Origin of the sequence: Amycolatopsis sp. NPDC051903 (assembly GCF_044452505.1) — a bacterium.
Classification (GTDB): domain Bacteria; phylum Actinomycetota; class Actinomycetes; order Mycobacteriales; family Pseudonocardiaceae; genus Amycolatopsis.
In genome coordinates, this window is the sequence record NZ_JBITBT010000022.1 from 40004 (window position 1) to 63828 (window position 23825).

At 71.1% G+C, this 23825-nt stretch carries 22 protein-coding genes and 2 pseudogenes; 15 read left to right on the forward strand and 9 right to left on the reverse strand.

The window, feature by feature from the left end:
* Positions 1-3: 3 nt before the first annotated feature.
* Positions 4-1017 carry an Lrp/AsnC family transcriptional regulator gene (locus ACIA77_RS33760; protein ID WP_395890101.1) on the forward strand — a complete coding sequence of 338 codons (1014 nt, stop codon included), beginning with the start codon at positions 4-6 and terminating at the stop codon, positions 1015-1017.
* Positions 1018-1566: 549 nt separating this feature from the next.
* Here the strand turns inward: ACIA77_RS33760 and ACIA77_RS33765 are convergent.
* The 3 genes from ACIA77_RS33765 to ACIA77_RS33775 all read right to left on the reverse strand — a co-directional run bounded on the left by ACIA77_RS33765 (position 1567) and on the right by ACIA77_RS33775 (position 4528).
* Positions 1567-3030 carry a DUF1996 domain-containing protein gene (locus ACIA77_RS33765; protein WP_395890102.1) on the reverse strand — a complete coding sequence of 488 codons (1464 nt, stop codon included), beginning with the start codon at positions 3028-3030 and terminating at the stop codon, positions 1567-1569.
* 197 nt (positions 3031-3227) lie between these two features.
* Positions 3228-3968 (reverse strand): zf-HC2 domain-containing protein, encoded by a 741-nt coding sequence (locus tag ACIA77_RS33770; RefSeq protein WP_395890103.1) that lies wholly within the window; start codon positions 3966-3968, stop codon positions 3228-3230.
* A 5-nt stretch (positions 3969-3973) separates the two neighbouring features.
* Positions 3974-4528, reverse strand: coding sequence for a sigma-70 family RNA polymerase sigma factor (locus ACIA77_RS33775; protein ID WP_395890104.1), 555 nt, complete (start codon positions 4526-4528; stop codon positions 3974-3976).
* On the opposite strand from ACIA77_RS33775, the gene ACIA77_RS33780 reads away from it, so the two are divergent.
* The 5 genes from ACIA77_RS33780 to ACIA77_RS33800 are packed head-to-tail and all read left to right on the forward strand — an operon-like array spanning position 4487 to position 8259.
* Positions 4487-5332, forward strand: a complete 846-nt coding sequence (locus ACIA77_RS33780; RefSeq protein WP_395890105.1) for a hypothetical protein — start codon at positions 4487-4489, stop codon at positions 5330-5332. The genes ACIA77_RS33775 and ACIA77_RS33780 overlap by 42 nt on opposite strands.
* 55 nt (positions 5333-5387) lie before the next feature.
* A complete protein-coding gene (locus tag ACIA77_RS33785; protein WP_395890106.1) occupies positions 5388-6080 on the forward strand; it encodes a DUF4142 domain-containing protein in 693 nt (230 codons plus the stop codon).
* Positions 6073-6681, forward strand: coding sequence for a ferric reductase-like transmembrane domain-containing protein (locus ACIA77_RS33790; protein ID WP_395890107.1), 609 nt, complete (start codon positions 6073-6075; stop codon positions 6679-6681). The genes ACIA77_RS33785 and ACIA77_RS33790 overlap by 8 nt, the downstream gene beginning before the upstream one ends.
* Positions 6678-6902, forward strand: a complete 225-nt coding sequence (locus tag ACIA77_RS33795) for a ferredoxin (RefSeq protein ID WP_395890108.1) — start codon at positions 6678-6680, stop codon at positions 6900-6902. The genes ACIA77_RS33790 and ACIA77_RS33795 overlap by 4 nt, the downstream gene beginning before the upstream one ends.
* Positions 6895-8259 (forward strand): NAD(P)/FAD-dependent oxidoreductase, encoded by a 1365-nt coding sequence (locus ACIA77_RS33800; protein ID WP_395890109.1) that lies wholly within the window; start codon positions 6895-6897, stop codon positions 8257-8259. Before ACIA77_RS33795 ends, ACIA77_RS33800 begins: the two co-directional genes overlap by 8 nt.
* A gap of 89 nt (positions 8260-8348) precedes the next feature.
* On the opposite strand, the gene ACIA77_RS33805 is transcribed toward ACIA77_RS33800, so the two are convergent.
* From ACIA77_RS33805 to ACIA77_RS33820, 4 genes are read right to left on the reverse strand one after another with little or no spacing between them, the layout of a single operon-like run.
* Positions 8349-9500 (reverse strand): acetyl-CoA C-acetyltransferase, encoded by a 1152-nt coding sequence (locus tag ACIA77_RS33805; protein WP_395890110.1) that lies wholly within the window; start codon positions 9498-9500, stop codon positions 8349-8351.
* The gene (locus ACIA77_RS33810) at positions 9493-10098 is read right to left on the reverse strand and encodes a TetR/AcrR family transcriptional regulator (RefSeq protein WP_395890111.1); all 606 of its coding nucleotides are present in this window, start codon (positions 10096-10098) and stop codon (positions 9493-9495) included. The genes ACIA77_RS33805 and ACIA77_RS33810 overlap by 8 nt, the downstream gene beginning before the upstream one ends.
* 10 nt (positions 10099-10108) lie before the next feature.
* The gene (locus tag ACIA77_RS33815; RefSeq protein WP_395890112.1) at positions 10109-10873 is read right to left on the reverse strand and encodes an SDR family oxidoreductase; all 765 of its coding nucleotides are present in this window, start codon (positions 10871-10873) and stop codon (positions 10109-10111) included.
* A complete protein-coding gene (locus tag ACIA77_RS33820) occupies positions 10870-11997 on the reverse strand; it encodes an acyl-CoA dehydrogenase family protein (RefSeq protein WP_395890113.1) in 1128 nt (375 codons plus the stop codon). The genes ACIA77_RS33815 and ACIA77_RS33820 overlap by 4 nt, the downstream gene beginning before the upstream one ends.
* 71 nt (positions 11998-12068) lie before the next feature.
* Between ACIA77_RS33820 and ACIA77_RS33825 the strand changes: the two genes are divergently transcribed.
* From ACIA77_RS33825 to ACIA77_RS33865, 9 genes and pseudogenes are all read left to right on the forward strand, one after another.
* The gene (locus tag ACIA77_RS33825) at positions 12069-13742 is read left to right on the forward strand and encodes an AMP-binding protein (protein ID WP_395890114.1); all 1674 of its coding nucleotides are present in this window, start codon (positions 12069-12071) and stop codon (positions 13740-13742) included.
* Positions 13735-14571 (forward strand): annotated as a pseudogene (locus ACIA77_RS33830) (enoyl-CoA hydratase); the annotation flags it as partial. The gene ACIA77_RS33825 and the pseudogene ACIA77_RS33830, both read left to right, overlap by 8 nt.
* Before the next feature lie 311 nt (positions 14572-14882).
* Positions 14883-16016 (forward strand): acyl-CoA dehydrogenase family protein, encoded by a 1134-nt coding sequence (locus ACIA77_RS33835; RefSeq protein ID WP_395890115.1) that lies wholly within the window; start codon positions 14883-14885, stop codon positions 16014-16016.
* A complete protein-coding gene (locus ACIA77_RS33840; protein WP_395890116.1) occupies positions 16013-16951 on the forward strand; it encodes an acyl-CoA dehydrogenase family protein in 939 nt (312 codons plus the stop codon). Before ACIA77_RS33835 ends, ACIA77_RS33840 begins: the two co-directional genes overlap by 4 nt.
* Positions 16948-17988 carry an acyl-CoA dehydrogenase family protein gene (locus tag ACIA77_RS33845; protein ID WP_395890117.1) on the forward strand — a complete coding sequence of 347 codons (1041 nt, stop codon included), beginning with the start codon at positions 16948-16950 and terminating at the stop codon, positions 17986-17988. Before ACIA77_RS33840 ends, ACIA77_RS33845 begins: the two co-directional genes overlap by 4 nt.
* Before the next feature lie 79 nt (positions 17989-18067).
* The gene (locus tag ACIA77_RS33850) at positions 18068-19102 is read left to right on the forward strand and encodes a fatty acid desaturase family protein (RefSeq protein WP_395890118.1); all 1035 of its coding nucleotides are present in this window, start codon (positions 18068-18070) and stop codon (positions 19100-19102) included.
* Between the two features lie 10 nt (positions 19103-19112).
* Positions 19113-20183, forward strand: a complete 1071-nt coding sequence (locus ACIA77_RS33855; protein WP_395890119.1) for an MBL fold metallo-hydrolase — start codon at positions 19113-19115, stop codon at positions 20181-20183.
* A gap of 311 nt (positions 20184-20494) precedes the next feature.
* Positions 20495-21262: pseudogene (locus ACIA77_RS33860) on the forward strand (alpha/beta fold hydrolase); the annotation flags it as partial.
* A gap of 194 nt (positions 21263-21456) precedes the next feature.
* The gene (locus ACIA77_RS33865) at positions 21457-21711 is read left to right on the forward strand and encodes a Smr/MutS family protein (RefSeq protein ID WP_204090321.1); all 255 of its coding nucleotides are present in this window, start codon (positions 21457-21459) and stop codon (positions 21709-21711) included.
* Between the two features lies 1 nt (position 21712).
* Here the strand turns inward: ACIA77_RS33865 and hsaB are convergent, their stop codons facing one another.
* A complete protein-coding gene (gene hsaB / locus ACIA77_RS33870; RefSeq protein ID WP_395890120.1) occupies positions 21713-22249 on the reverse strand; it encodes a 3-hydroxy-9,10-secoandrosta-1,3,5(10)-triene-9,17-dione monooxygenase reductase subunit in 537 nt (178 codons plus the stop codon).
* A gap of 607 nt (positions 22250-22856) precedes the next feature.
* Positions 22857-23756 carry an iron-dependent extradiol dioxygenase HsaC gene (gene hsaC / locus ACIA77_RS33875; RefSeq protein ID WP_395890121.1) on the reverse strand — a complete coding sequence of 300 codons (900 nt, stop codon included), beginning with the start codon at positions 23754-23756 and terminating at the stop codon, positions 22857-22859.
* Positions 23757-23825: the final 69 nt, after the last annotated feature.

The window sequence follows — 23825 nt, forward strand, 5'->3', positions numbered from 1 at the left end:
GCCATGTTGAGCGAGAGCGACCTCAAACTCGTCGACGCGCTGCAGACCCGGCCGCGCGCCTCGTGGTCGGTGTTGGGCCAAGCGCTGGGCATCGGCGCCGTCACGGCCGCCCGGCGCTGGGAAACGCTCGTGTCGCGCGGGCAGGCGTGGCTCACCGCCTACCCCGGAGGCGAACTCGTGGCGCAGCTGGCGCTGGCGTTCGTGGAGATCGACTGCGCGTCCGGCGCGGCGGTGAAGGTGGCGCGGACGCTGGCGGCGGACCCGCACGTGGCGACGATCGAGTACGTCGCCGGCCACTGCGACCTGCACATCCACTTGGTGGCGCGGTCGCTGCGGGACATCGCGGACTACGTGCTCCACCGGCTCTCGGCGCTGCCCGGCGTGGTGGGCACGCGCACGGTGGTGTCGCCGCGGCTGTTCACCGAAGGCAGCCGGTGGCGCGTGCGGGCGATCTCGCCGGGCGAGCGGGAGGCGCTGGTCTCACCGGCGTCGCGGACGTCCGGGGCTCTGCGTTTCGGCGAACTGGACCGCGCGCTGATCCTGGCGCTCGGTGAGGACGGGCGGGCGTCCGCCGCGTCGCTGGCGGTGGAGCTGGGCGTGGGCGCGAGCACCGTCCGCCGCCGCCTCGACGCGCTGGTGGCCCGCGGCGCGGTGCGGCTGCGGTGCGAGATCGCGCGGCCGCTGTCACCCGCGCCCGTGACGGCGATGCTGTGGCTGCGCGTCCCGCCGGACAAACTCGAGACGACCGCGCGGTCGCTGGCGATGCTGCCGGAGGTCCGCATGTGCGCCGCCATCAGCGGTGCGGCGAACCTGATGCTCGTGGTGTGGCTGGGTTCCCAGCACGACACGGTGCCACTGGAGAGCTCACTGGCGGCCAAGCTGCCGTGGCTCGAGATCGTCGACCGCGCCGTGACGCTGCGTGGCCTGAAACTGATGGGCCACCTGCTCGACGACGAGGGCTCCGCCGCCGGCCACGTCCCCCTCGACTTCTGGGCGCCGGTGCCCGGCCCACCGTGACCGGCCCGGCGCGTGCGGGGGGGGTGTGGGAGGGAAGCGCGCGCCGGGCCGGTCGTGGACCCGGCCCGGCGAGTGGGGGGTGGGTGGTTGGGAGGGAACTCGCCGGACCGGAGTTGGACGGCTGCCGGTGCCGGCAGCCGGGATTCTGGTGTGGACAGTCGTCGTGCGGGGGGACTCGGTGTCGCCTAGGCGAAGTGCGCCACGCCCGGCGGTGGTTTCGAAGTGACCGCTGTGAAAGTGATCCGGGTACCGAAGCACCGCGCGATCCGGACTACGGCCGGGCGGCGCCGTGGGTTCCTCGGGCCGGAGCGGTGGGCCGCTCCGGCGAACCGAAGGACCCGGGTGCCCACCCGGCGCCGGCCGCGTCGGGCCGGGAACGCCGTGCGGGGCGGGGAAATCCTCATCGAACCTCCTCGAGTGTGCTGACCGGATCCCGGCGGGCGGGCCTCGACCGGTGCCACGGGTTCCCGGTGAGCGGGCGGCGTGGGGGCGGCCCGGGTCCCCGCGGTGTCCGAGCGAGACACCGCACCGAGCCGCCGGCACACGGGATCATTCCTGGCAGCGCTTGCCGGTGTTGATGCAGGAGACCACGCGGTTCATCTGGGACTGCGTCATGACGTTGGCGAAGTCGTCGTGGTCGGAGCGGGGGTTGTGCTTCTCCTCGGGGAACGAGTCCACCTTGTACTGGCCCTTGACCTGCACGTCGTGCGGGATGTTGTAGACCAGGGTGATCTTCAGCTGCGGCACGGCTTTGAAGCCGCGCTTGCAGTTGCCGTTGGCATCGGCGAAGACGATGTGGGTGCGGTGGTTGGCGCTGTCGATGTTCTCGCCGTCCCAGCAGTTGGGGAACGCGTGGATGCGTTCGACCTTGCTGCCGACCGGGCAGATCGGGTAGTGGTCGGTCAGCCGGTCCTCGAACCCGGTGCACGTCCAGCTCGCCCGGGCGTTCGCGGGACCGTTCGCGCCTTCCTTGGCGTCGCCGTAGAGCACGCGCAGGAACCGCGGCATCGGGACGACCTTGCGCGCCCCGCCGCTGCCGAACGTCAGCGTCGCGGACTCCACGCGCTGGATCTCGCCGTCGTTGCCGGCGACCTCGTTGTTCTCGTTGACACCGGGCAGCTCGGCGGCCGAGCCGTTGGCCTGCTTCTGCTGCTGCTCCGCGGCGCTCTCGCCCTGCGCCGGGTCGCTGTTGGCGCCGCCGTTGTCGAGGCCGTCGCTGTCCTCGTCCTCCACGGCGCACGTCGACAACGCGCCGGTGTCACCCGGTTTCGCGCCCTTCGCGGCCATCGCGTCGGAGATCTTCTTCAGCGACGCGGACCGCTTGTCGCGCAGCGACTTCAGCACGCCCGCCCGGTCCTGCCCGGCGGAGACCTGCTTGTCGGCGTCGTCGACCTGCTGGTCCATGTCGTCGAGCTCGCCGTTCACCGCGTCCATCGCGTCGTCGGGCACGTCGGGCAGCTCGCTCACGACGTCGGGGCAGTCGACCGCGGGCTGCGCCGCGTCCTTCGCCGCGGCGGCGCGGTCGTCGGCCACGTTCTCGCCCTCGGCCGGCTCGGCGGCTTCGTCGTCCTTGTCGATGCGCACGACCGGCCAGAAGTACGTCGACTTGTCGCCGTTCTTGCAGGTCGTGCCCGCTTGGGCGAGGCTGCGGTTGGTCGAGTCGGCGTTCGTGGACAAGTTGCCGACGTAGTCGTGCAGGTGCTGCGCGCCGTTGCGGACACCCGGCTGCGCGATGAAGTTGTCGGGGTTGAAGTGGCCGTTCTCGTTGCGTCCACAGTCGACGGTGAACGTGCCGCGCGAACCACGGTTCGCCGCCCGGCTGACGTTCGCGCCCTTGGGCACCTTGTTGATGTCCAGGAAGAACGACTTGTCGGCCGGGTCGGCGCCGGCTCGGTCGGGGTCGCCGGACGTCGCGTTGACGGCCAGCGCGCCGACGGCGAGCGCCAGGCCGAGCGCGCCGGTGACGACCGTCGTGCGCTTCGAGAGCCGATGTCGGGGCTGGTTCCTGCTCATGCTGGTGAACTCCCTGAAGTCCAGAGACGCGGCACCTCGGATACGGGGGTGGGGAGGTGCCGGCACTGGGGAATACGGACGCGGAACCCAAGTGGTTCAAAAAGAAATCGCCGCGTTATCGGCACGTGATCGGTGGCCGGGCGCGAATGGTCCACAAAGGACGGCACATTTCCCGTGCACCGAGAAGAAAACCCGGATTACCGGTCGACGACCGCGAGCAGCGATCCGTCGTCCGCGCGGACCTCGAACCTCGTGATCCGGTCGGCGGGCAGCGAAGTCCCGCCGGTCACGCGCAGCGGAGCCGGCGAGCCCGGGATCCCGTAGCCCTTCGCGGGCACGGACCAGCCCGTGACCGTCCGGATGTCGCCGTCCGACGAGATGGCCAGCAGCTGGCAGCTCATGGGCCCCGCGACGCCGCTCAGCTCGAGTTCGACGGCGCTGCCCCACTCCTCGGGTGTCACCTTCACGTGGGCGGTGGGCGCCGGCGCGCCCCGCCCCGCCGAGGGCCCACCGTCCGGCGCCGACGGCGGCGCCGGCGGCAACGAGGTCGGCGCGACGAGACTCACGCTGGGACCGGCCGCGTCGGCGGGCCGCACGGCGAGCGTCACGAGCGGGCCCGCCACCACGAGCGCCGCGGCGGCGGCCGCGGCGAGCAGCCCGGCGCGGCGGCGCCGCTTGCGCTTCACCGTCGCCTCGGCCATCAACGCCCGCAGCACGCGCGGGCCGGGCGCGAGCGTGCGTCCCGGCGTGACCGGTACCGGCGGGTCGGGCCAGTTCTGCTTCACGAGGTCGAGCACGTCGGGCAGCTGGTACAGCTCCACCAGGTCGAGCTGGCAGTGCGGGCAGTCCAGCAGGTGCTGCTCGAACCGCGTGTTGTCGGCTTCGTCGAGCACGCCGAGCACGTACGCGGCGAGGTCGGTGTGGGCGGACCCGGCCACGTCGGTCAACCCCGCTCGCGCAGCGCCTTCCGCAAGGCGCGGACGGCGTGGTGGATTCGCGATTTGACGGTGCCGGGCGGCACGCCCAGCGTGGCCGCGACCTCGTTGACGGTCCGGTCGGCGAGGTAGGTCTGCTGCACGGCCTCCCGCTGCTCGGGTGAAAGCCCTTGCAGCGCCTCGTAGATGATCATGGCGGCCAGTGTCTTGTCGGACTCGTCGGGCACGAACACGGCGTCGGACTCGATCTCTTCGAGCTCCTGCGGACGGACGCTGCGGCTGCGCCAGCCGTCGATCACCGTGCGCCGCGCGACGGTGAACAGCCACGCGCGCAGCATCGCCGGCCGGCGGTCGAGCTTGTCCGCGTTGCGCCAGGCCTTGATCAACGTCTCCTGCACCACGTCCTCCGCCCACTGCCGGTCGTGCCCGGTCAGGCGCAGCGCGAAGCCCATCAAGGCTCCGCCGAACTCTTGGTACAACGCTTTGGCCAGGTCGTCATGAGGACCGGGGGTTTCGGTTTCATGATCGTCCATCGGGCTCAGCGTGCGATTGTGCCGTCCCACGCCGCACATCTTTGTGGCAACGACGCCATTTCGTCCAGTACCAACCTCAGGGGCTTTGGTCACGAAAGTTTTTTGAACCGGGTGGAACCCGGGACCGTATCCCCTGTCGAAGACCCCGACAAAGCGTCGTTCCCCCGCGACGCGCCGCATTCACCATGGGCTTACTGTCCACAGTGGATCAACTGCGCCCTTTTCCCGGCCGTTCCGCACGGCCGCGCGCAGTTCCGCCCCCTGGAGGAAGCCGTGAACCGCTTGATCGCCACGGCGGCGACGTCCGCCGTGTGCCTCGCCGCATTCACAGTGTTGACCGCATGTCAGTCCGGAACCGTTTCCAGCGGCTATTCGAGCGCGTCGTCCCCGGGCGCGATGAGCATGCCGATGCAGATGCCGGCCGATCAGACCGACCCCGCGAAGGCCGAGCTGCGCGCCGCGCGCGCCTTCGACCTCGGACCGGTCGTCGTGGACGGGAGCGGTTTCACCGTCTACCGGTACGACCGCGACTCCGCGAAGCCGTCCCGGTCCCGGTGCGACGAAGAGTGCACGCAGCAGTGGCTGCCTGTGCGCGCCAGCAGTGACGTGAAGCTCACCGGGATCGACCGCGCGCTCGTGGGCAGCGTCACGCGCCCCGACGGTACGGACCAGGTCACCCTCGCCGGCTGGCCGCTCTACCGCTACACCGGCGACGAGATGCCGGGCCAGACCGCCGGGCAGGGCGCGAACCGCGCGTGGTTCCCCCTGACGCCCGAGGGCCGCAAGATCGAGACCACGACCGATTCCTGGCGGGCCGATGCCTTCCGCCTCTGAGCCGTCCCGTCGCCCCCGGAACCGATTGCGCCGCCTCGTCCGCACGCTGTTCGTCGTGCTCACCGCCGCAGTGCTGCTGCAGCCGCAGGGCACCGCGTCCGCCCAGATCGGCGTCGACGCCGGTGACCAGCTGCTGCTCGTGAAGGTGCGCCAGGCCGGGCTCTGGGAGATGCCGGCCGGCACGTGGGCCGAGACCCGCGGCGCGAGCCCGCAGGTCCGCGCGGTCGGCGCCGCGATCATGGTCGACCACGGCCGCCTCGACGTCGCGACCCGCCAGCTCGCCGCGAAGCTGAACGTCGCGCTGCCGAGCGAGCCCTCGGCCGAGCAGATGGGCTGGCTCGCCGAACTGCAGAACGCGCCCACGCCGCAGGACTTCGACCGGATCTTCGCCAACCGGCTGCGCGCCGCGCACGGCCAGGTGTTCTCGATCATCGCGCAGGTCCGCGCCGGCACGCGGAACCCGGAGATCCGCGCCTACGCGACCGTCGCGAACCAGGCGGTGCTGCGGCACATGACGCTGCTGGAAAGCACCGGGTTCGTCGACTTCACGGCCCTGCCGCAGTCCGCCGTGTCCTCCTCCGCGGCGCCCGCCGGCGCCGCCCTCGACCTCCGGACGAGCGACGTCCTCACCGCCGCGCTGCTGTTCCTGCTGGTCGGCGGGGCGACGCTGCTCGGCGTCCGCTACGTGAAATCGGGCCGCCTGCGTGGCGGCCGGCTCCGTCCGAACTCAGGAGAAAACCATGGTTGACACCGTCCACGAGGCGGTGACCACACTCGCGCAGCAGTCCACGGACCCGGCCGCCCGCGGTATCGCGGCGCTCTCTGCGCGGCTGTCGTACGCGTTCATGTGCCTCTCGCTCTGCTGGGGCGTCCTCACCGCCACGGGCTGGGTCCGCACGGTCACCGGCCGCCGGGCCCTGCGCAGCGGCCACCTCGTGCTCGCCACGCTGACGCTCGCGTTCGGCTGCCTGCACGCGCTGGGCTTCCTGTACCTGACGGTGAACCCGTTCTCCTTCGCGTACATCTCGATCCCGTTCATGCCGGGCACGCTCGCGCGCCACACGTTCGGCATCGTCGGCCTGGAGCTCATGCTCGCCATCGCGATCACGGCCGGCGTCCAGCGCTGGACGTCGTACCGCCGCTGGCTGTGGTTGCACCGGCTGGCCTACCCGGCCGTCGCGCTGACCGCGCTGCACGCGTTCTTCGGCGCGATCGCCAACGGGCACCTCGCGACGCTGTGGCTGGTCGGCATCACCCTGCTCGTCCCCCCGGTCACGCTGACGCTGCTGCGGTTCCTGCCGCCGCGGACGCTCGAGCGGATCGGGCTCGTCGAGGAGCAGGTGGCGTGAAACTCCCCGGCAGCGGCCCGCGCGTGAGCGTCGACAACGACCGGTGCGAGCTCTACGGAATCTGCGCGATGGAGGCACCCGACCTCTTCGACCTCGGCCAGGACGGGCGCTTGCGCTTCCGCAAGCGCCTGCTCGGGGCCGCCGACACGACACAGGCGATCGCGGCGGCACGGGTGTGCCCCATGCAGGCGATCGTCTTGAGAGGGGAACTCGATGGCTGACGGCGACCGGATCGTCATCGTCGGAGCCGGAGTCGCCGGCCTGCGCGCCGCGGAACGGCTGCGCGAGCTGGGCTTCGACGGCGAGATCGTGGTGGTGGGCGACGAGGCCCGCCGCCCGTACCACCGGCCGATGGTCTCGAAGCAGCTCGTGATGGGCGCGGCGCGGCCGAACGACACCACGCTGCGCACGTACGGCGAGGATCTCGACTTGCACTGGCGGCTCGGCACGCGGGCGACGCACCTCGACACCGTCGAACGGGTCGTGCACCTGCCGGGCGGCGAAGCTCTCTGGTACGACGGGCTCGTGCTCGCCACCGGAGTCGTGCCGCGGCACCTGCCGGGCTCGCCGCGCCACGACCCCCGCGTGCGGGTGCTGCGCACGGTCGACGACGCGCTGTCCGTGCGCCGGTGCCTGCAGGCGAGCGCCAAACCGGCCGTGGTGATCGGCGCCGGGCTCATCGGCAACGAGTTCGCCGCGAGCATGCGCCACCTCGGCCGCGACGTCACGCTCGTCGGGCACGCGGAAGCGCCGCTGCACCGCTTCGGCACGCGGATCTCCGACTCCGTGGCGCACCAGCACAAGGAGCACCGCACCAAGCTGGCGATGAAGTCCGAAGTGCGGCACTGGATCAGCACGAAGGAAGCTATCGGCCTGCACCTGACGAACAACAAGCTGCTCGTGGCGAGCTGCGTCGTGCTGGCGATCGGCAGCGTGCCGGCCGTCGACTACCTGCGCGGCTCCGGCCTCGACGTCGAGGACGGCGTGCTGTGCGAGCCCACGCTGTTCGCCGAGCACGCGAACGACGTGGTGGTCGCGGGTGATCTCGCGCGCTGGCCCAACCTGCGCTTCGACGACGTCCCGCGGCGCGTCGAGCACTGGATCAACGCCGTGGAGTCGGCGCGCACGGCCGCGGAGAACCTGATGGCGGGCCGGTCCGCCGCCACGCCGTTCACGCCGCTGCCGCGCGCGTGGTCGACGCTCTACGACGTGCGGCTCCAGATGGCCGGCCTGCCGGCGCTCGGCGAGGACACGGTGTCGCTCGACAAGGGCATCACCGGGTTCATCCGCGGCGGGCAGCTCGTCGGCATCACCGCGTGGGACCGGCCGCGCGCGATGCTGGACTGGACCGCCGAACTCGAGCGGCGGCTGCCGGTGCCGGACCACGCGCCCCAGCCGGCCGAGGTGTGGCCGGAAACCGACGACGACCGGTACTACGACGACCGGTTCTTCAACGAGCGGTTCGCGGAGCGGTTCGAGCCGGACGAGGAGTTCGCCACGGACGAGCGGTTCGACACCGGGGAGTTCTACGCGCAGTTCGCGGACGAGCTCGACGCCGCGGCGGAGTCGCGGCGGTGAGAGCCGGGGGTGGCCGCGCGCGGCAGCCGCCCCCTTCCGCCGGTCACCACACCGTTCCTGCGGCTGGACGGTGTGGTGGCCGGCCCCCGCTACGCGCGTTCGATGATCGTGACGTTGGCGGTGCCGCCGCCTTCGCACATCGTCTGCAGGCCGTAGCGGCCGTCGCGGCGCTCCAGCTCGTGCAGGAGCGTGGCGAACAGCTTCGTGCCCGACGCGCCGATCGGGTGGCCGAGCGCGAGGGCGCCGCCGTTGACGTTCACGCACCCGGGATCGGCCCCGGTTTCGTCGAGCCAGGCGAGCACGACGCTCGCGAAGGCTTCGTTGACCTCGAACAGGTCGATGTCACGGATGGTCAGACCGGTCTTGCGCAGCGCGTGCGCGGTGGCCGGGATGGGGCCGGTGAGCATCCAGACCGGGTCGGCCGCGCGGACCGACAGGTGGTGGATCCGCGCACGGGGCTTGAGGTGGTGGTCGCGGACGAAGGATTCCGAAGCCAGCAGCGTCGCGCTCGCGCCGTCGGAGAGCTGGCTGGAGACGGCGGCCGTGATCCGCGAGCCTTCGCTGAGCGGCTTGAGCGCGGCCATCTTCGCGAGGCTGGTGTCGCGGCGGGGACCTTCGTCCGTCGTGAAGTCACCGTACGGCGTGATCTCGGCGGCGAAGCGCCCTTCGTCGATGGCGGCAGCCGCGCGCTGGTGACTGCGCAGGGCGAACTCCTCCATGGCTTCGCGCGAGAGGTCCCAGTGGCGCGCGATGAGGTCGGCGCTGCGGAACTGCGAGACCTCCTCCCCGCCGTAGCGCTCTTGCCAGCCCTTCGAACCCGAGAACGGGTCGGGGAACCCGAGTTCGCGTCCGGCCAGCATCGCCGAACCGATGGGCACGGCCGACATGTTCTGCACGCCGCCCGCGAGCACCAGATCGGCCGTGCCGCTGAGCACCGCCTGCGCGGCGAAGTGCACGGCCTGCTGGCTCGAACCGCACTGGCGGTCGACGGTCACCCCCGGCACGTGGTCCGGGAACCCGGCCGCGAGCCACGCGGTGCGGGCGAGGTTGCCGGCCTGCGGGCCGAGGGTGTCGACGCAGCCGAACAGCACGTCGTCGACCAGCGCCGGGTCGACGCCGGTGCGGGTCACGATCTCGCGGATCACGTGAGCGCCGAGGTCGGCCGGGTGCACGCCGGCGAGCGCGCCACCGCGGCGGCCGACGGGCGTGCGGACGGCGTCGAGCACGTAGGCCTCAGCCACGGCGGCCCCGCTTCTTCGTCGCGATGCCCTCGAGCAGGATGCCGAGGTACTGCTCGGCGACGTCGTGGGCGCTCAGCGCGCCTTCGGGGTTGTACCAGCGGACGGCAACCCACACCGTGTCGCGGATGAAGCGGTAGACCAGCTCCACGTCGAGATCGGGCCGGAAGACGCCGGCCTCGACACCGTCGGTGAGGATGCCGTTCCACAGCTTGCGGAACTCGGCGTTGCAGTCGTTGAGGTAGGCGAAGCGCGGCAGCTGCATGAGGTGCTGGGCTTCGTTCTGGTAGATCGCGACCTCGGCGGGCCGGCGGTGGATCGAGTCGAACGACGCCACGACCACGGCTTCCAGCGTCTCCCGCGGCCCGTCGCCCCGCGCGACGATCTCCGCGTACGCGCCGAAGAGCTCGTCGAGGAAGCCGGCCAGGATCTCGTCGGCCATCGACTCCTTCGAGTCGAAGTGGTGGTACAGACTGCCGGACAGGATGCCGGCGGCGTCGGCGATGTCGCGGACCGTCGTGGACACGTACCCGCGCTCGGCGAACAGCTTCGCGGCGAGCCCGAGCAGCTCGGCGCGCCGGGATCCGGGGGCGTTCTTCACTCGTTCCACCTCACGCGTGCTGGGCACTGACGGACACCACCTCACCGGTGAGGTACGAGCTGTACTCACTGGCCAGGAACACCATCACATTCGCCACCTCCCACGGTTGCGCCGCCCTCCCCGAGACCTCGCGCGCGGTCAGCTCCGCGAGCAGCTCGTCGGTGGTCACCTTCGCGAGGTTCGCGTGCATCGCGAGCGTGGGGGCCACGGCGTTCACGCGCACGTCGTACGGCGCGGCGTCGACGGCGGCGCAGCGGGTCAGCGCCATCACGCCCGCTTTGGCGGCGGCGTAGTGCGCCTGGCCTTCCTGTGCGCGCCAGCCGAGCACGCTCGCGTTGTTCACGATGGCACCACCGGTGTTCTGCTCGGCGAACCGGCGCAACGCGGCGCGGGTGGCGCGGAAGGTGCCGGTGAGCGTCACGTCGAGCACGCGCGACCACTCGTCGTCGGTCATGTCGAGCAGGGAGCAGGTGCCGCCGAGGCCGGCGTTGTTGACCAGGACGTCCAGGCGTCCGTAGTGCTCGACGGCGGTGTCGATGAGGTGCTGCACGTCTTCCTCGCGCGTGACGTCGCAGGGCACGCCGGGGACGCCGAGTTCCTCCGCCGTTTCGGCGAGCCGGCGCTCGTGGCGGTCGCTGATCAGCACGCGCGCGCCCTCTTCGAGGCACCGCTTCGCGGCGGCCGAGCCGATGCCCGTGCCGGCCGCCGCGGTGACGACGACGACCTTGTCCTCGAGGAGGTCTTTTCCTCCGGGGTACTTCGGAACGGTGATCACGGGCGGGCCTCCCAGGGCAGGCCGAGCACGCGCTCGGCGATCACGGTGCGCTGGATCTCGTCGGAGCCGCCGTAGATCGTGTCGGCGCGCGAAAAGAGGAACAGGCGTTGCCAGCGGTCGAGGTCACCGGGCGCGACGAGCCCGGCGGCGCCGCGGACGAGCATCGCCAGCTCGCCCAGCTGCCGGTGCCACCCGGCCCAGACGAGCTTCGCCACCGACGCGGCGCCGGGCCCCGGTGCGTCGAGCGTGCGAACGGCGTGCGCGTGCATCACCTCGAGCCCGACCCACGCCCGCGCGATGGCCTCCGCGACGTGCGGATCCCTTGCGGCGCCGGACGTTTCGGCCAGCTCCGTGAGCTCCTCGAGCTCCCGGCGGAAGCCCACCTGCTGCCCGAGCGTCGCGACCCCGCGCTCGAAACCGAGCAACCCCATCGCGACGCGCCACCCGTCCCCCGGCTCCCCGACGACGAGGTCCCGCGCGGTGTGCGCCTCGGTGAAGAAGACCTCGTTGAACTCGGCGGTGCCGGTCAGCTGCCGGATCGGGCGGACCTCCACGCCGTCCTGGCGCATCGGGATCAGCAGGAACGACAACCCCCGGTGCCTTTCGGACTGGGGTTCGGTGCGCACGAGCGCGAAACACCACTCGGCGACGTGCGCGAGCGACGTCCACACCTTCTGGCCGGTGATCACCCACTCGTCGCCGTCCAGGCGCGCCTTGGTCCGGACCGCCGCGAGGTCGGAGCCCGCGCCGGGTTCGGAGAAGCCCTGGCACCACAGCTCTTCGACGCTGAGGATCTTCGGCAGGAAGCGCCGTTGCTGTTCGGCGCTGCCGTACTCGATCAGCGCCGGTCCGAGCAGCTCTTGTCCCAAGTGACTCACCCGCGCGGGCGCATCCGCCCGCGCGTACTCCTCGTGGAACGCCACCTGCTGCGCGATCGTCGCCCCCCGCCCGCCGTGCTCCCGCGGCCACCCCACGCCATTCCACCCGGCGGCGCCCAGTTCCTTCTCCCAGGCCCGCCGCTCGTCGAACGCTTCGTGCTCACGTCCCGGACCGCCCAGCCCCTTGAGCGCCGGGTCGAGGTTGTCGGCCAGCCACGTGCGGATCCGCGTCCGGAACTCGTCCACCGCGCTCTCCTCTCTGGCCTCGGCTTCGTCCGTAGGTTACCCTACCAAGCACTTGCTAGGGAGGTCTCGCGATGACACTGCCGTCGGTGCCCGCGACCGTCCCCGCCGCCCTGGACGCCGCCGCCCACCACCCCGGCCTCGCCGTCGCCGACGGCCCCGTCCGCCTCACGTGGCCCGAACTGCACGCCCGGGTCCGCTCGTTCGCTGCCTTCGTGCACACCCGCGGCCTCGGCCCGGGCTCCCGGATCGCCGTGTGCTCCCCCAACACGTGGCACTGGGTCGTCGCCGGCCTCGGCATCCTCTACGCGGGTGCCACCCTCGTCCCCATCAGCACCCGCTTCACGGCCCGGGAAATCCACGACGTGCTCACCCGGTCACACGCCTCGGGCCTGGTGATCTGTGGCCGGTTCCTGGGCACTTCCCGGCTGTCGGGGCTGACCGCGTTGCCTCCGTTGGTGGTGCGGGTTCCGGTGGAGGAGGTGGCCGAACCTGCCGTCGCCGGCGTGACGGAATGGTCCGATGTGGACGGTTGTGGTGACTCCGCGCTACCCGTCGCTTCGGCGGCAACGCCCGCTCGGGCTGCCGGTTCGACCCTCCGCGCCGCCGAACTCGCAGCCCCTGCGCGGGCTCCCGATCCGCCTTCTACCTCGGGCGATCGTTCCGAGCCCAGGGCAACCGGTTCAATCCGGAGTCCCGGTCCGGATCCGGGTCTGGTGCGTCCGGATGACGTCAGCGACATCCTCTTCACCTCGGGCACCACGGGCCGCAGCAAGGGTGCGATGAGCGCCCACCGCCAGGCGCTCGGTGTGGCGGCCGCGTGGGCGGAGTGCTCCGAGCTGTCCACTCGGGACCGGTATCTCGTCGTGAACCCGTTCTTCCACAGCTTCGGCTACAAAGCCGGCATCCTCGCCTGCGTCCTGACGGGCGCGACCATCGTTCCCCAGCGTGTGTTCGACGTTTCCGCGACACTGCGGCTCATCCAAGACGAGCGCATCACCGTGCTGCCCGGCGCCCCGACCGTCTACCGGATGCTGCTCGACGCGCCCGACCGGTCGCGCTGGGACCTCTCGAGCCTCCGCTTGGCCGTGACGGGCGCGGCCACCGTGCCCGTTTCCTTGGTGTCGCAGATGGAAGCGGAGCTGGGCTTCGAAACCGTGCTCACCGCGTATGGCCTGACCGAAGCCGTCGTCGCGACGATGAGCCGGCCTTCGGATCCGCCGGACGTCGTGGCCCAGTACGCCGGACGTGCCACCGCGGGGTTCGAGGTGCGGCTCGGCACTGATGACGAAGTCCTGTTGCGCGGCCCGAACGTCATGCTCGGTTACCTCGACGACCCCGGCGCCACCGCCGCCGCGATCGACGCCGACGGCTGGCTGCACACCGGCGACGTCGGCCGCCTTTCCCCCGACGGCCATTTGAAGATCACCGACCGGCTCAAGGACGTGTACGTGTGCGGCGGCTTCAACGTCTACCCCGCCGAGGTGGAGCAAGTGCTGGCCGAACACCCTGACGTCGCCGAGTCGGCCGTCATCGGTGTGCCCGACGCGCGTCTCGGCGAGGTGGGCCGGGCGTTCGTGGTGCCACGCCCGGGTAGTCGTCCGTCTGCTGACGAAATTCTGGCTCACTGCAAGGAAAACCTGGCGAACTTCAAGCTGCCGCGGTCCGTGGAGCTCGTGGCGGAGCTGCCGCGCAGCCCGGCGGGCAAGGTGCTGAAACGACTGCTGCGGGAGGACACTCATGGCTGAGGTCACCTACGAACGACGTGGCCCGGTGGCGATCGTCACGATGAACCGGCCGGAGTACCGCAACGCCCAGAACTCCGCGATGACCTACGCCCTCGACGACGCCTTCACCCGCGCCGTCGAGGACAACGACGTCAAGGTCATCGTCCTCACCGGCGCCGGCGACCACTTCTCCGCGGGCCACGACATCGGCTCCCCCGGCCGCGACGCCGACACCTCCTTCGACCGCCGCGCCGTCACCTGGTGGGACCACGTCGACGCGTCCGGCGCCGACCGCCGTTTCGCGCGCGAGTCGGAGGTCTACCTCGGCATGTGCCGCCGCTGGCGTGACCTGCCCAAGCCGACCATTGCCGCCGTGCAAGGTGCTTGCATCGCGGGCGCCCTCATGCTCGCCTGGACCTGCGACCTCATCCTCGCCGCCGAAGACGCGTTTTTCGCCGATCCCGTCGTCCGCATGGGCATCCCCGGCGTGGAGTACTTCGCGCACCCCTGGGTCCTCGGCCCGCGCGTCGCCAAGGAAATCCTCTTCACCGGAGCCCGTTTCTCCGCCGAGCAAGCACTGACGTGGGGCATGATCAACCGCATCGTCCCCCGCGCCGATCTGCAGTCCTCGGCCTTGGCTCTGGCCGAGCAGATCGCCGAAATGCCGCGCTTCGGCCTCGCCCTGACCAAAAAAGCCGTCAACCAGGCCGAAGACCTCATGGGCTTGCGCCCCGGCATGGACGCCGCGTTCGCCCTCCACCACCTCGCCCACTCGCATAACGCCGAATCCACCGGCGACTCCCTCGGCGGCCACACGGCCCGCTCCATGCGCACCGCCCCCCAGAGCGCCGGCCCTTCCCCCGCCAACCCGGCCACCTCGGCGTCCCCTGCCAACCCGACGAGCCCCCACGACCCCACCACCGCCTCGCCGTCGACCACGCCGTCGACCACGCCCGCTGCCGATGAGCGCACACCTCCCGCGCCTGACGCCGCGCAGGCCGCCGGTGAACCAGCCGCCCGCACAACTCCCGCGCCTGACCCCGCTCAGCGTGCCGGTGCACCAGCCACGCCCGCACCGGCCGCGGCGCCGCCGGCCGCGGAAGGTGCTGCGCCCGACGGCGGTCGGCCCGCATCGGCACCTGATGGCGAGGCCTGACCGCGATGGACCTCGACCTCGGCCCGGCCGCCGAAGCGTTCCGGGAGGAAGCGCGCGAGTGGCTGGCCGCACACGTCCCCCGGGAGCCGCTGCCGTCGTTCGACACGGCGGAGGGCTTCACCGCGCACCGGGCGTGGGAGGAAGAGCTGGCGGACGCCCGGTGGTCCGTCGTGTCGTGGCCCCACGAGTACGGCGGCCGTGATGCGACCCTCCTCGAGTGGGTCCTGTTCGAGGAGGAGTACTACGCCGCCAGTGCCCCGGGACGCGTGAACCAGAACGGCATCTTCATGCTCGCCCCCACGCTCTTCTCCGACGGCACGCCCGACCAGCTCGCCCGCGTCCTGCCGAAGATGGCGCGCTCGCAGGAGGTCTGGGCGCAAGCGTGGTCCGAGCCCGAGGCCGGCAGCGACCTCGCCGCACTCCGCAGCAGCGCCACCCGCACCGACGGCGGCTGGCTCCTCAACGGCGAGAAGACCTGGAGCTCCCGCGCCGCCTTCGCCGACCGCGCGTTCGGCCTCTTCCGCAGCGACCCCGGCGCGACTCGCCACCGCGGCCTCACCTACCTGATGGCCGACCTTCACGCCCCGGGCGTGACCGTGCGCCCGATCCCGCAGCTCGACGGCGACCCCGGCTTCGCCGAGATCTTCTTCGACGACGCCTTCGTCCCGGACGCCGACGTCATCGGCACCCCCGGCGAAGGCTGGCGCGTGGCCATGACCACCGCCGCCAACGAGCGTGGACTGTCACTGCGCAGCCCCGGCCGCTTCCTCGCCTCGGCGCGCCGGCTCGCCGCACTGTGGTCGGCCTCAGGCCGCCCGGACTCCAGCGCCGCCCGCGTCGCCGACGCCTGGATCTCCGCGCGCGCCTACCAGCTCCACACCTTCGCGACGGTCAGCCGCCTCGCCGACGGCGCCCAGCCCGGCCCCGAAGCCAGCGTCACCAAGCTCTTCTGGTCACATCTCGACGTCTCCCTCCACGAAACCGCACTCGACCTCCTCGGCCCGGCCGCCGAACTCCGCGGCCCCTGGCCCGACGGCTGGCTCTTCTCCCTCGCCGGCCCCATCTACGGCGGCACCGACCAGATCCAGCGCGGCATCGTCGCCGAGCGCCTGCTCGGCCTGCCGAGAGGAGACCGATGAGGTTCACGCTCTCCCCCGAACACCACGCCTTCGCCGACTCCCTGGCCTCCCTCCTCTCGACCCTCGACTGCGACACCGCCGCCCGCGCCTGGGCCGCGGGCGACCCTGGCCCGGGCCTGAAAATCTGGCGCCGCCTCGCCGACCAGGGCATCCAGGCCCTCGCGATCCCGGCTCACCACGGAGGACTGGCCGCCGACACCATCGACGCCACCGTCGCGTTCGAAACCCTCGGCCGCTTCTGCCTGCCGGGTCCCTGGGTCGACGCCGTCGTCCTGCCACTCCTGCTCGACCACGACGTGCTCGCCTCCGTCGCCACCGGCGACACCCTCGTCTCGCTCTCCTTTCCGCCACACGTTCCCTTCGCCCTCGACGCCGACCTCGCCGACGCCCGCTACCTCCTCGACGGCACCCGCCTGCGCACCTTCACCCCCGGCACCGCCCTCTCCTCCCTCGACGCGACACGCCGCCTGTTCGAACCGGTCCCCGGCCCCGACGCGGGACCCGCACGCGCACCGGACCGCGCCTTCGACCTCGGAGCCCTCCTCACCTCCGCCCTCCTGCTCGGCGCCGGCCGCTGGCTGCTCGACACCTCCGTCACCCACGCCAAGACCCGACGCCAGTTCGGCCGCGAAATCGGCCGCTACCAGGCGCTGCAGCACCTGCTCGCCGACGTCGCCACCGCCCTGGAACTCGCCACCCCCCTACTCCACGGCGCCGCGGTCAGCGGCGACCCCACCGACGTATCCGCCACCAAAGCCGCCTGCGGCGACGCTGCGTACCTCGCCGCCCGCACGGCCCTCCAGGTCCACGGCGCCATCGGCTACACCGCCGAGCACCCGCTGGGCCTGCGGCTCACCCGCGTCCGCGCCCTGGTCGGCGCCTGGGGCACCCCCGCTGTCCACCGCGGCCGCGTCCTGGCGGCGATCGCCCCATGACGTTCACCCGCGAACAAGACGACCTCCGCGCCGGCGTCCGGCAGCTTCTCGAACGCGAACCTGCCCCGTGGCCCGCCCTTTGCACGCAGGTCGGTGTCGCCGCCCTCACCGTCCCCGAGCGCTACGGCGGCCTCGCCGCGTCCGAGCAGCTCGACAGCCCCGCTGAGGCCGGACTCCGGCACGACGGCGCCGGCCTGACCGAGGTGCAGATCATCGCCGAAGAACTCGGCCGTAACCTCACTGACGTCCCGTTCCTCGGCTCCGCCGTTCTCACCACCACGGCCCTCCTCACCATCACCGACCACGCCGCGCAGAAACGCCTCCTCCCACCCCTCGCCGCCGGCCACATCGGCGCACTCGCCTGGACCTCCGACGGCCAATGGGATCCACACCAGCCCGCCTTCACGTCCGACAAGTCCACACTGGACGGAACAGCCCACTACGTCCTCGACGCCGCCCGAGCCGACGTTCTCCTCGCAGCCGCTCGAACCCCGGACGGCCCCGCCCTCTTCGAGGTCGATCCGGCTGCTCGCGGCGTCCGCTGCGAAGCCGTGCCCACGATGGACGAGACGCGGCACCTCGCCACCGTGACGCTCGACCACGTCCGCACCCGGCCCCTCGGCCAAGTCGACCTCGCCCGGGTTCGCGACGTCGCGTGCGCGGTCCTCGCAGCGGAACAGGCGGGGTCGGCCGCGCGGGCACTGGAGCTCACCGTCGAGTACTCGCAACAGCGAGTGCAGTTCGGCCGTCCGATCGGCAGCTTCCAGGCGCTCAAGCACCGGATGGCCGACCTCCACGTGCTGGTGGAGACCGCTCGCTCCGCCGCCTACGCCGCGCCCGGCTCAGCTCGGCTCGCCGCCGTCGCAAAGGTGCATTGCAGCGACGTGTTCACGAAGGTCGCCGCCGAGATGATCCAGCTGCACGGCGGCATCGCCATCACCTGGGACCACCCCGCTCACCGGTACTTCAAACGGGCACACGCGACCGCGCAGCTGTTCGGCGTACCGCACCACCACCTTTCCCGCGTCCACCCCTGACAGGGTGGGGCCAGCCCCAGCACCGGTTCTGGGGTCTGCCGGGTTCTGCCCGGCCCGCTTCCCCGAAAAACTCGACGAGGTGACCACAGACAACCTCGTCCTCCCGCCCACGACCGGCCCCGGCAGCGATTTCGCGCGCCTGTCCCGCCGGATCGCCGACGCCGGATTGCTCAGGCGGCGCCCTGGTTACTACGCGGCCCGCCTCACCGTGGTGACCACCCTGTTCGCCGGTGGCTGGGTCGCCTTCGCGTTGCTCGGTGACTCGTGGTGGCAGCTGGCCGTCGCCGCGTTCCAGGCGTTCATGTTCGGCCAGATCGCCCTGCTGTCGCACGACCTCGCCCACCGCCAGGTGTTCCGCACCCGGCGCCCGAGCGAGATTTCCGGTCTGCTGGCCGGCAACCTCGGCATCGGCATGAGTTACGGCTGGTGGATGGACAAGCACACCCGCCACCACGCCAACCCCAACCACGAAGAGCTGGACCCGGACGTCGACCCCGACATCCTCGTCTGGTCGAAGGACCAGGCCCGCGCCAGCCGTGGCCTGCCTCGCCTCATCGGAAAGCACCAGGCGTTCCTGTTCTTCCCCCTGCTCACGCTCGAGGGCCTGAACCTCCACTGGTCCGGCATCCGCGCCGTCGCCCGCCCCGGCCTCCGCCGCCGCGGACTCGAGGCAACGCTGCTCGCCGCGCACTTCGCCGCCTACCTCACGGCCCTGTTCATCGTCCTCCCGCCGGGCCTCGCCTTGCTCTTCTTCGCGGTCCACCAGGGACTCTGGGGTGTCTACATGGGATCGATCTTCGCGCCCAACCACAAGGGCATGCCGACCCTGACCGGCCGCCCCCAGCTCGACTTCCTCCGCAAGCAAGTGCTCACCTCGCGCAACGTCCGCGGTGGCGTGGTCGTCGACGTCGCGCTCGGCGGCCTCAACTACCAGATCGAGCACCACCTGTTCCCGAGCATGCCGTCGGTGCACCTGCGGCGGGCCCAGCCGATCGTGCGGAGCTACTGCGCGGAGCTCGGCATTCCCTACCTGCAGACCGGCCTGGTGGACTCCTACCGGCAGGCGCTGGCCCACCTCCACGAAGCTGGGGCTCCTCTCAGGAAGCGTTCGTAGACTCGGAGACATGCTCAGGAGAACACTCTCGGCGCTCGGTGACCTCCCGGTGGCCTTCGGCGCGAAGGCCACCGGCGCTCGCGCTGACCGGATGCGCCGCTCGCCCCAATACGCCGACGGCGTGTTCCACAACGCCTCACCCACCCGCTCGACCCCGTCGCCCTCGGCTGCCGGCGGCATCCTGCGCGAGCTTCTCTTCGGCGACGACCGGGCCCGGCGCAAGCCCGCCGGCGCGATCCCGACGGTGTCCGAGCCTGAGTCCTATGCCACCGAGGGCCTGTTCCTCACCTGGTACGGCCACGCGTCCACCCTCATCGAAATCGACGGCGCCCGCGTGCTGTGCGATCCGGTGTGGAGCGACCGGGTGTCGCCCGCCGCGTTCGCCGGTCCACGGCGACTGCACGCACCGCCCGTGGCCCTGGACACCGTCGGCCGGGTCGACGCGATCGTCATCTCGCACGACCACTACGACCACCTCGACCTCGCGACCGTCCGTGCGTTGCTCACCGCACACGACGCGCCGTTCCTCGTGCCGCTCGGCGCGGGAGCGCACTTGGAACGCTGGCACGTGCCCACCTCGCGAATCGTCGAGCTCGACTGGCACGACGAAGCCGAAGTCGCCGGCATCCGGTTCGTGGCCACGCCGGCCCAGCACTTCTCCGGACGCGGCATCGGCAACGACAGCACGCTGTGGATGTCGTGGGTCATCGCCGGACTGCGGCACAAGGTGTTCTACAGCGGAGATACCGGGTACTTCGACGGCTTCGCGAAGATCGGCGAAGAGTACGGCCCGTTCGACGCCACGCTCATCCAGGTCGGCGCGTACGCCCCGCAGTGGCCCGACATCCACATGACACCCGAAGAAGGCGTCGCCGCACACATCGACGTTCGTGGCGAGCTCCTCGTCCCGGTGCACTGGGCGACGTTCTCCCTCGCCATGCACCCCTGGGGTGAGCCGGCGGATCGGGTGTGGCGCGAGGCCAAGGCCAATGATCTCGCGCTCGCGGTGCCGAAACCGGGACAGCGAATCGACGTGGCGAACCCGCCGGCGGTGGACGGTTGGTGGCAGACGCTCGGCTGACGCACCAGGTCTTCGTCTGGCACCTGTCGAACCACGCCTCGGTCTGCGGCAACGGCACGGCAATGCGCGGGCCGACTGCCGGACTGCGAATTCTGCGATGGACATGTGTGATCCGTTCTCTCGTGCCGATGGCGTGCTGATCGACGACACGCCGATGTGCTTGCCGCTGAAGGATTTCTGCAACCTGAGGCAACGGGTCAAGCCACACCGTGCCCGGCTGCGTTCGATGAATTCGACAGTAGCGGTGCCTGCCGACAATTTCCGCGTTCACCGGATTGATCACTCAATCGTGCGAACATGTGTTCGAATTGATGTCAAGCGCCGATCTTCACGGGCATGATGGACGAGTGCTGATCGAAGAACCTGAACGCCTCGGAGAGGTGGTGTTGCGAGACGGGCGACGGCTGGGCTGGAGCGAGTGGGGGCCCGCGGACGGGACTCCGGTGCTGCTCTGCCCGGGAGCTGCGACGAGTCGTCACCTCGGTTTCGGTGCGGACATAGTGGGACAACTCCAGGTACGGCTGGTTTCGGCCGATCGGCCGGGCCTTGGTGTGTCGAGTCCTCATCCTGGGCGGAGGTTCGACGATTTCGTGGCCGACATGGCCGAGTTGTGCTCGGCGCGCGAGTTGGGAATCCCGGCAGTGGTCGGGAATTCCCAAGGGGCGCCGTTCGCGTTGGCGCTGGCGGCCGCCGGAAACGCTCGGCAGCTGACCGTGGTGTCCGGAGCAGATGAAGTGGCGCGTGAGCAGAAGGAGGACTTGCCCGGAGGGCTTGCCGAAGTGGTGGCGCTGGCGAACGCCGATCCTGAAGCCGCAGAACAGGAGCTGTCGACGTTCGATGCGGCGCGGATGATGAGTCTGGTGCTGCAGTCGAGTCATCCGGTGGATGTCGCCGTGTACACCGAGCCGACGTTCATGAAGGCGTATCGAAGAGCGCTGGACGAGGCTTTCGCCGGCGGGGCCGAGGGGTACGCGCGCGACACGGTGCTGGCAATGCGGCGGTGGCCGTTCGACCTGGGCGCGATCGACTGTCCGGCGCGAATCCTCCACGGGGCCTTGGATTCCGGTCACTCGCGTGATCGCGGTGCTCGGCTGGCGGCGCGCATTCCCGGTGCGCAACGGGAAGTCGTGGCGGGGCATGGTGGATCGCTGTTGTGGACGTGCGCCGAGGAGATCCTTCGCGGGGCCTCGACCGGGTAGCCCGAAATCTCGGCGGTCCTGACCGCGGGGCGAGGAGTACTCAGGAAGCGGCATCAGGTGGCAGGCTGAAGAGCATGAAGCTGAAGCTCGACCTGCACGACATCTACAACCGGGGTGGCGAGATCGACCGCGCGTTGCGGGCGGTGATCGACGAAGCCGTGGCGAAGAAGGCGCCGCTGGTGGAGATCATTCCCGGGAAGGGATCCGGGCAGTTGAAGAAGCACGTGTTGAGGTTCTTGGAGAGGAAGGAGATCAAAGCGCTGTACCACCGCGTGGAGAAGGACAAGGACAACTTCGGGCGGGTGTTCGTGCACTTCCGGTGGAAGTGAGCTACAGCCAGTCGTCCGGGCGAGGCCAGGGCATGAGTGCCGTCAGCACGTCCTGGATCGGTGCGGTGACGGTGTAGTGGCCGCGGTGGAAGAGCAGCGGGCGGGCGTCTGAGGTGTCACCGAGGGCGGTCACGCGGCCGATGACGACGTGGTGGTCGCCGGTTGGGTGGACGGTCTCGAGGGTGCAGTCGACCCAGGTGAGGGCGCCGTCGATCAGCGGTGCGCCTGAGGGGGCGGGGTGCCAGGCGACCGTGGCGAACTTGTCGGTGCCGCGGGCGCCGAAGACGGCGCTGACGTCGCGTTGGTGCTCGGCGAGGACGTTGACGGCGAAGCGGCCCGTGGCGGCGAGCACCGGCCAGGTGCGCGACGTGCGCGATACACAGAAGAGAACGAGCGGAGGATCGAGCGACAGGGCGGAGAACGACTGGCACGCGAAGCCGACGGGTGCGCCGCCGTCGTGCCCGGTGACGATGGTGACGCCGGTGCAGAAGTGCCCCAGCACGGCGCGGAACCGCGCCGAGTCGAGGAGGGCGGTCATGGCGACCTCACGAGGGACGGGCGCGCTGCCGCGGTGCGACGCGAAGGGGCATCGGTGGAACGAGGTGCGGGCCTTTCCAGGGCACAGTTGCAAGAGAGCGCGGTGAGCGCAGGGGCAACAGCGATCCTGAGCCAGCCGACACGAGGAGTCCTGAGGCTGCCGATGGCTGGGCTATGCGTGACTGGAAGCGGGAGCGTCAAGCCGGCGCCGCGAGTGGCTGGGCAGCGAGTGGCGTGAGGTGCAGGCATTCGGCGGCCGCGAGTGCACCATGACGGCGCGCTCGTGAGGGCGTGAAGCGCTGCGGGAGCGGCGGATAACCACCCGACGGTGGACGGAGTGCTTGGCCGCCCAGCGGCGGGTGGGGTCTTCGGCCGCTCGGCGGCGCGCGGGGTCCTCGGCCATCCTGCGGTGGACGGCGTCGTCGACCACGTTGCGGCGGGCGGGGTCCTCGGCCGCCCGGCGGCAGGCAGGGTCCTCGGCCATCCTGCGGTGGACGGGGTCGTCGACCACCTGGCGGCGTGCGCGGTCAGTGGCGGCCCGGCGGCGTGCACGGTCATCGGGAGCACGGCCGCGGGCGGAGTCCTCGGCCGGGCGGCGGTGGGCGGAGTCATCGGGAGCCGATGGAGAAGTCGTGGCCCCACAGGGAGACGGCGGTGGATTCGCGGGCGATCCAGGAGGTGTCGTCGACCTGGCGGCCCTCGCAGCCGTACTCGAGGTCGAAGCCGCCGGGGGTGCGCATGTAGAAGGAGAGCATGAGGTCGTTGACGTGGCGGCCGAGGGTGGCCGACAGGGGGACCTTGCGGCGGTGGGCGCGGTCCAGGCAGAGGCCGACATCGTCGGTGGAGGCGACTTCGAGCATGACGTGGACGATGCCGCTGGGGGTGGGCATGGGCAGGAAGGCGAGGCTGTGGTGGCGCGGGTTGCAGCCGAAGAAGCGCAGCCACGCGGGTGGTCCGTCCTCAGGGCGGCCGACGAGCTGAGGAGGGAGGCGCATGGAGTCGCGGAGGCGGAAGCCGAGGACGTCGCGGTAGAAACTCAGGGAAGCGGCGTCGTCGGGGGTTGACAACACTACGTGGCCCAGGCCTTGGTCGCCGGTGATGAAGTGGTGGCCGTAGGGGCTGACGACGCGGCGGTGTTGCAGAGCGACGCCGTGGAAGGCTTCGAGGGTGACGCCGGAGGGGTCGGTGAAGCTGACGAGTTCGGTGACGCGGCGGTCGGCCAGCTGGTCGGGGGTGCCTTCCTTGTAGGGCACTGACGCGGCGTCCAGGCGGGCGCGGATTTCGTCGAGTTCGGCGGCGTTCGCGGTTTCCCAGCCGACCTGGGCGAGGCGGTCCTGCGCGCCGGGGACGATAACCAGGCGGGCGGGGAAGTCGTCCATGCGGAGGTAGAGCGCGCCGGAGTCGGGGCCGTCGCCTTCGACGAGGCCGAGGACCTTCAGGGCGTAGACGCGCCAGGCCTCGAGGTCGGTCGCTTCGATGCGAAGGTAGCCCAAGGAACGAATGCCCATCACGAACTCCCGAGAACTGCCGGGGCGCAAACGCGCCTGACTGCGACATCAGACGCTTTGACACGGAGG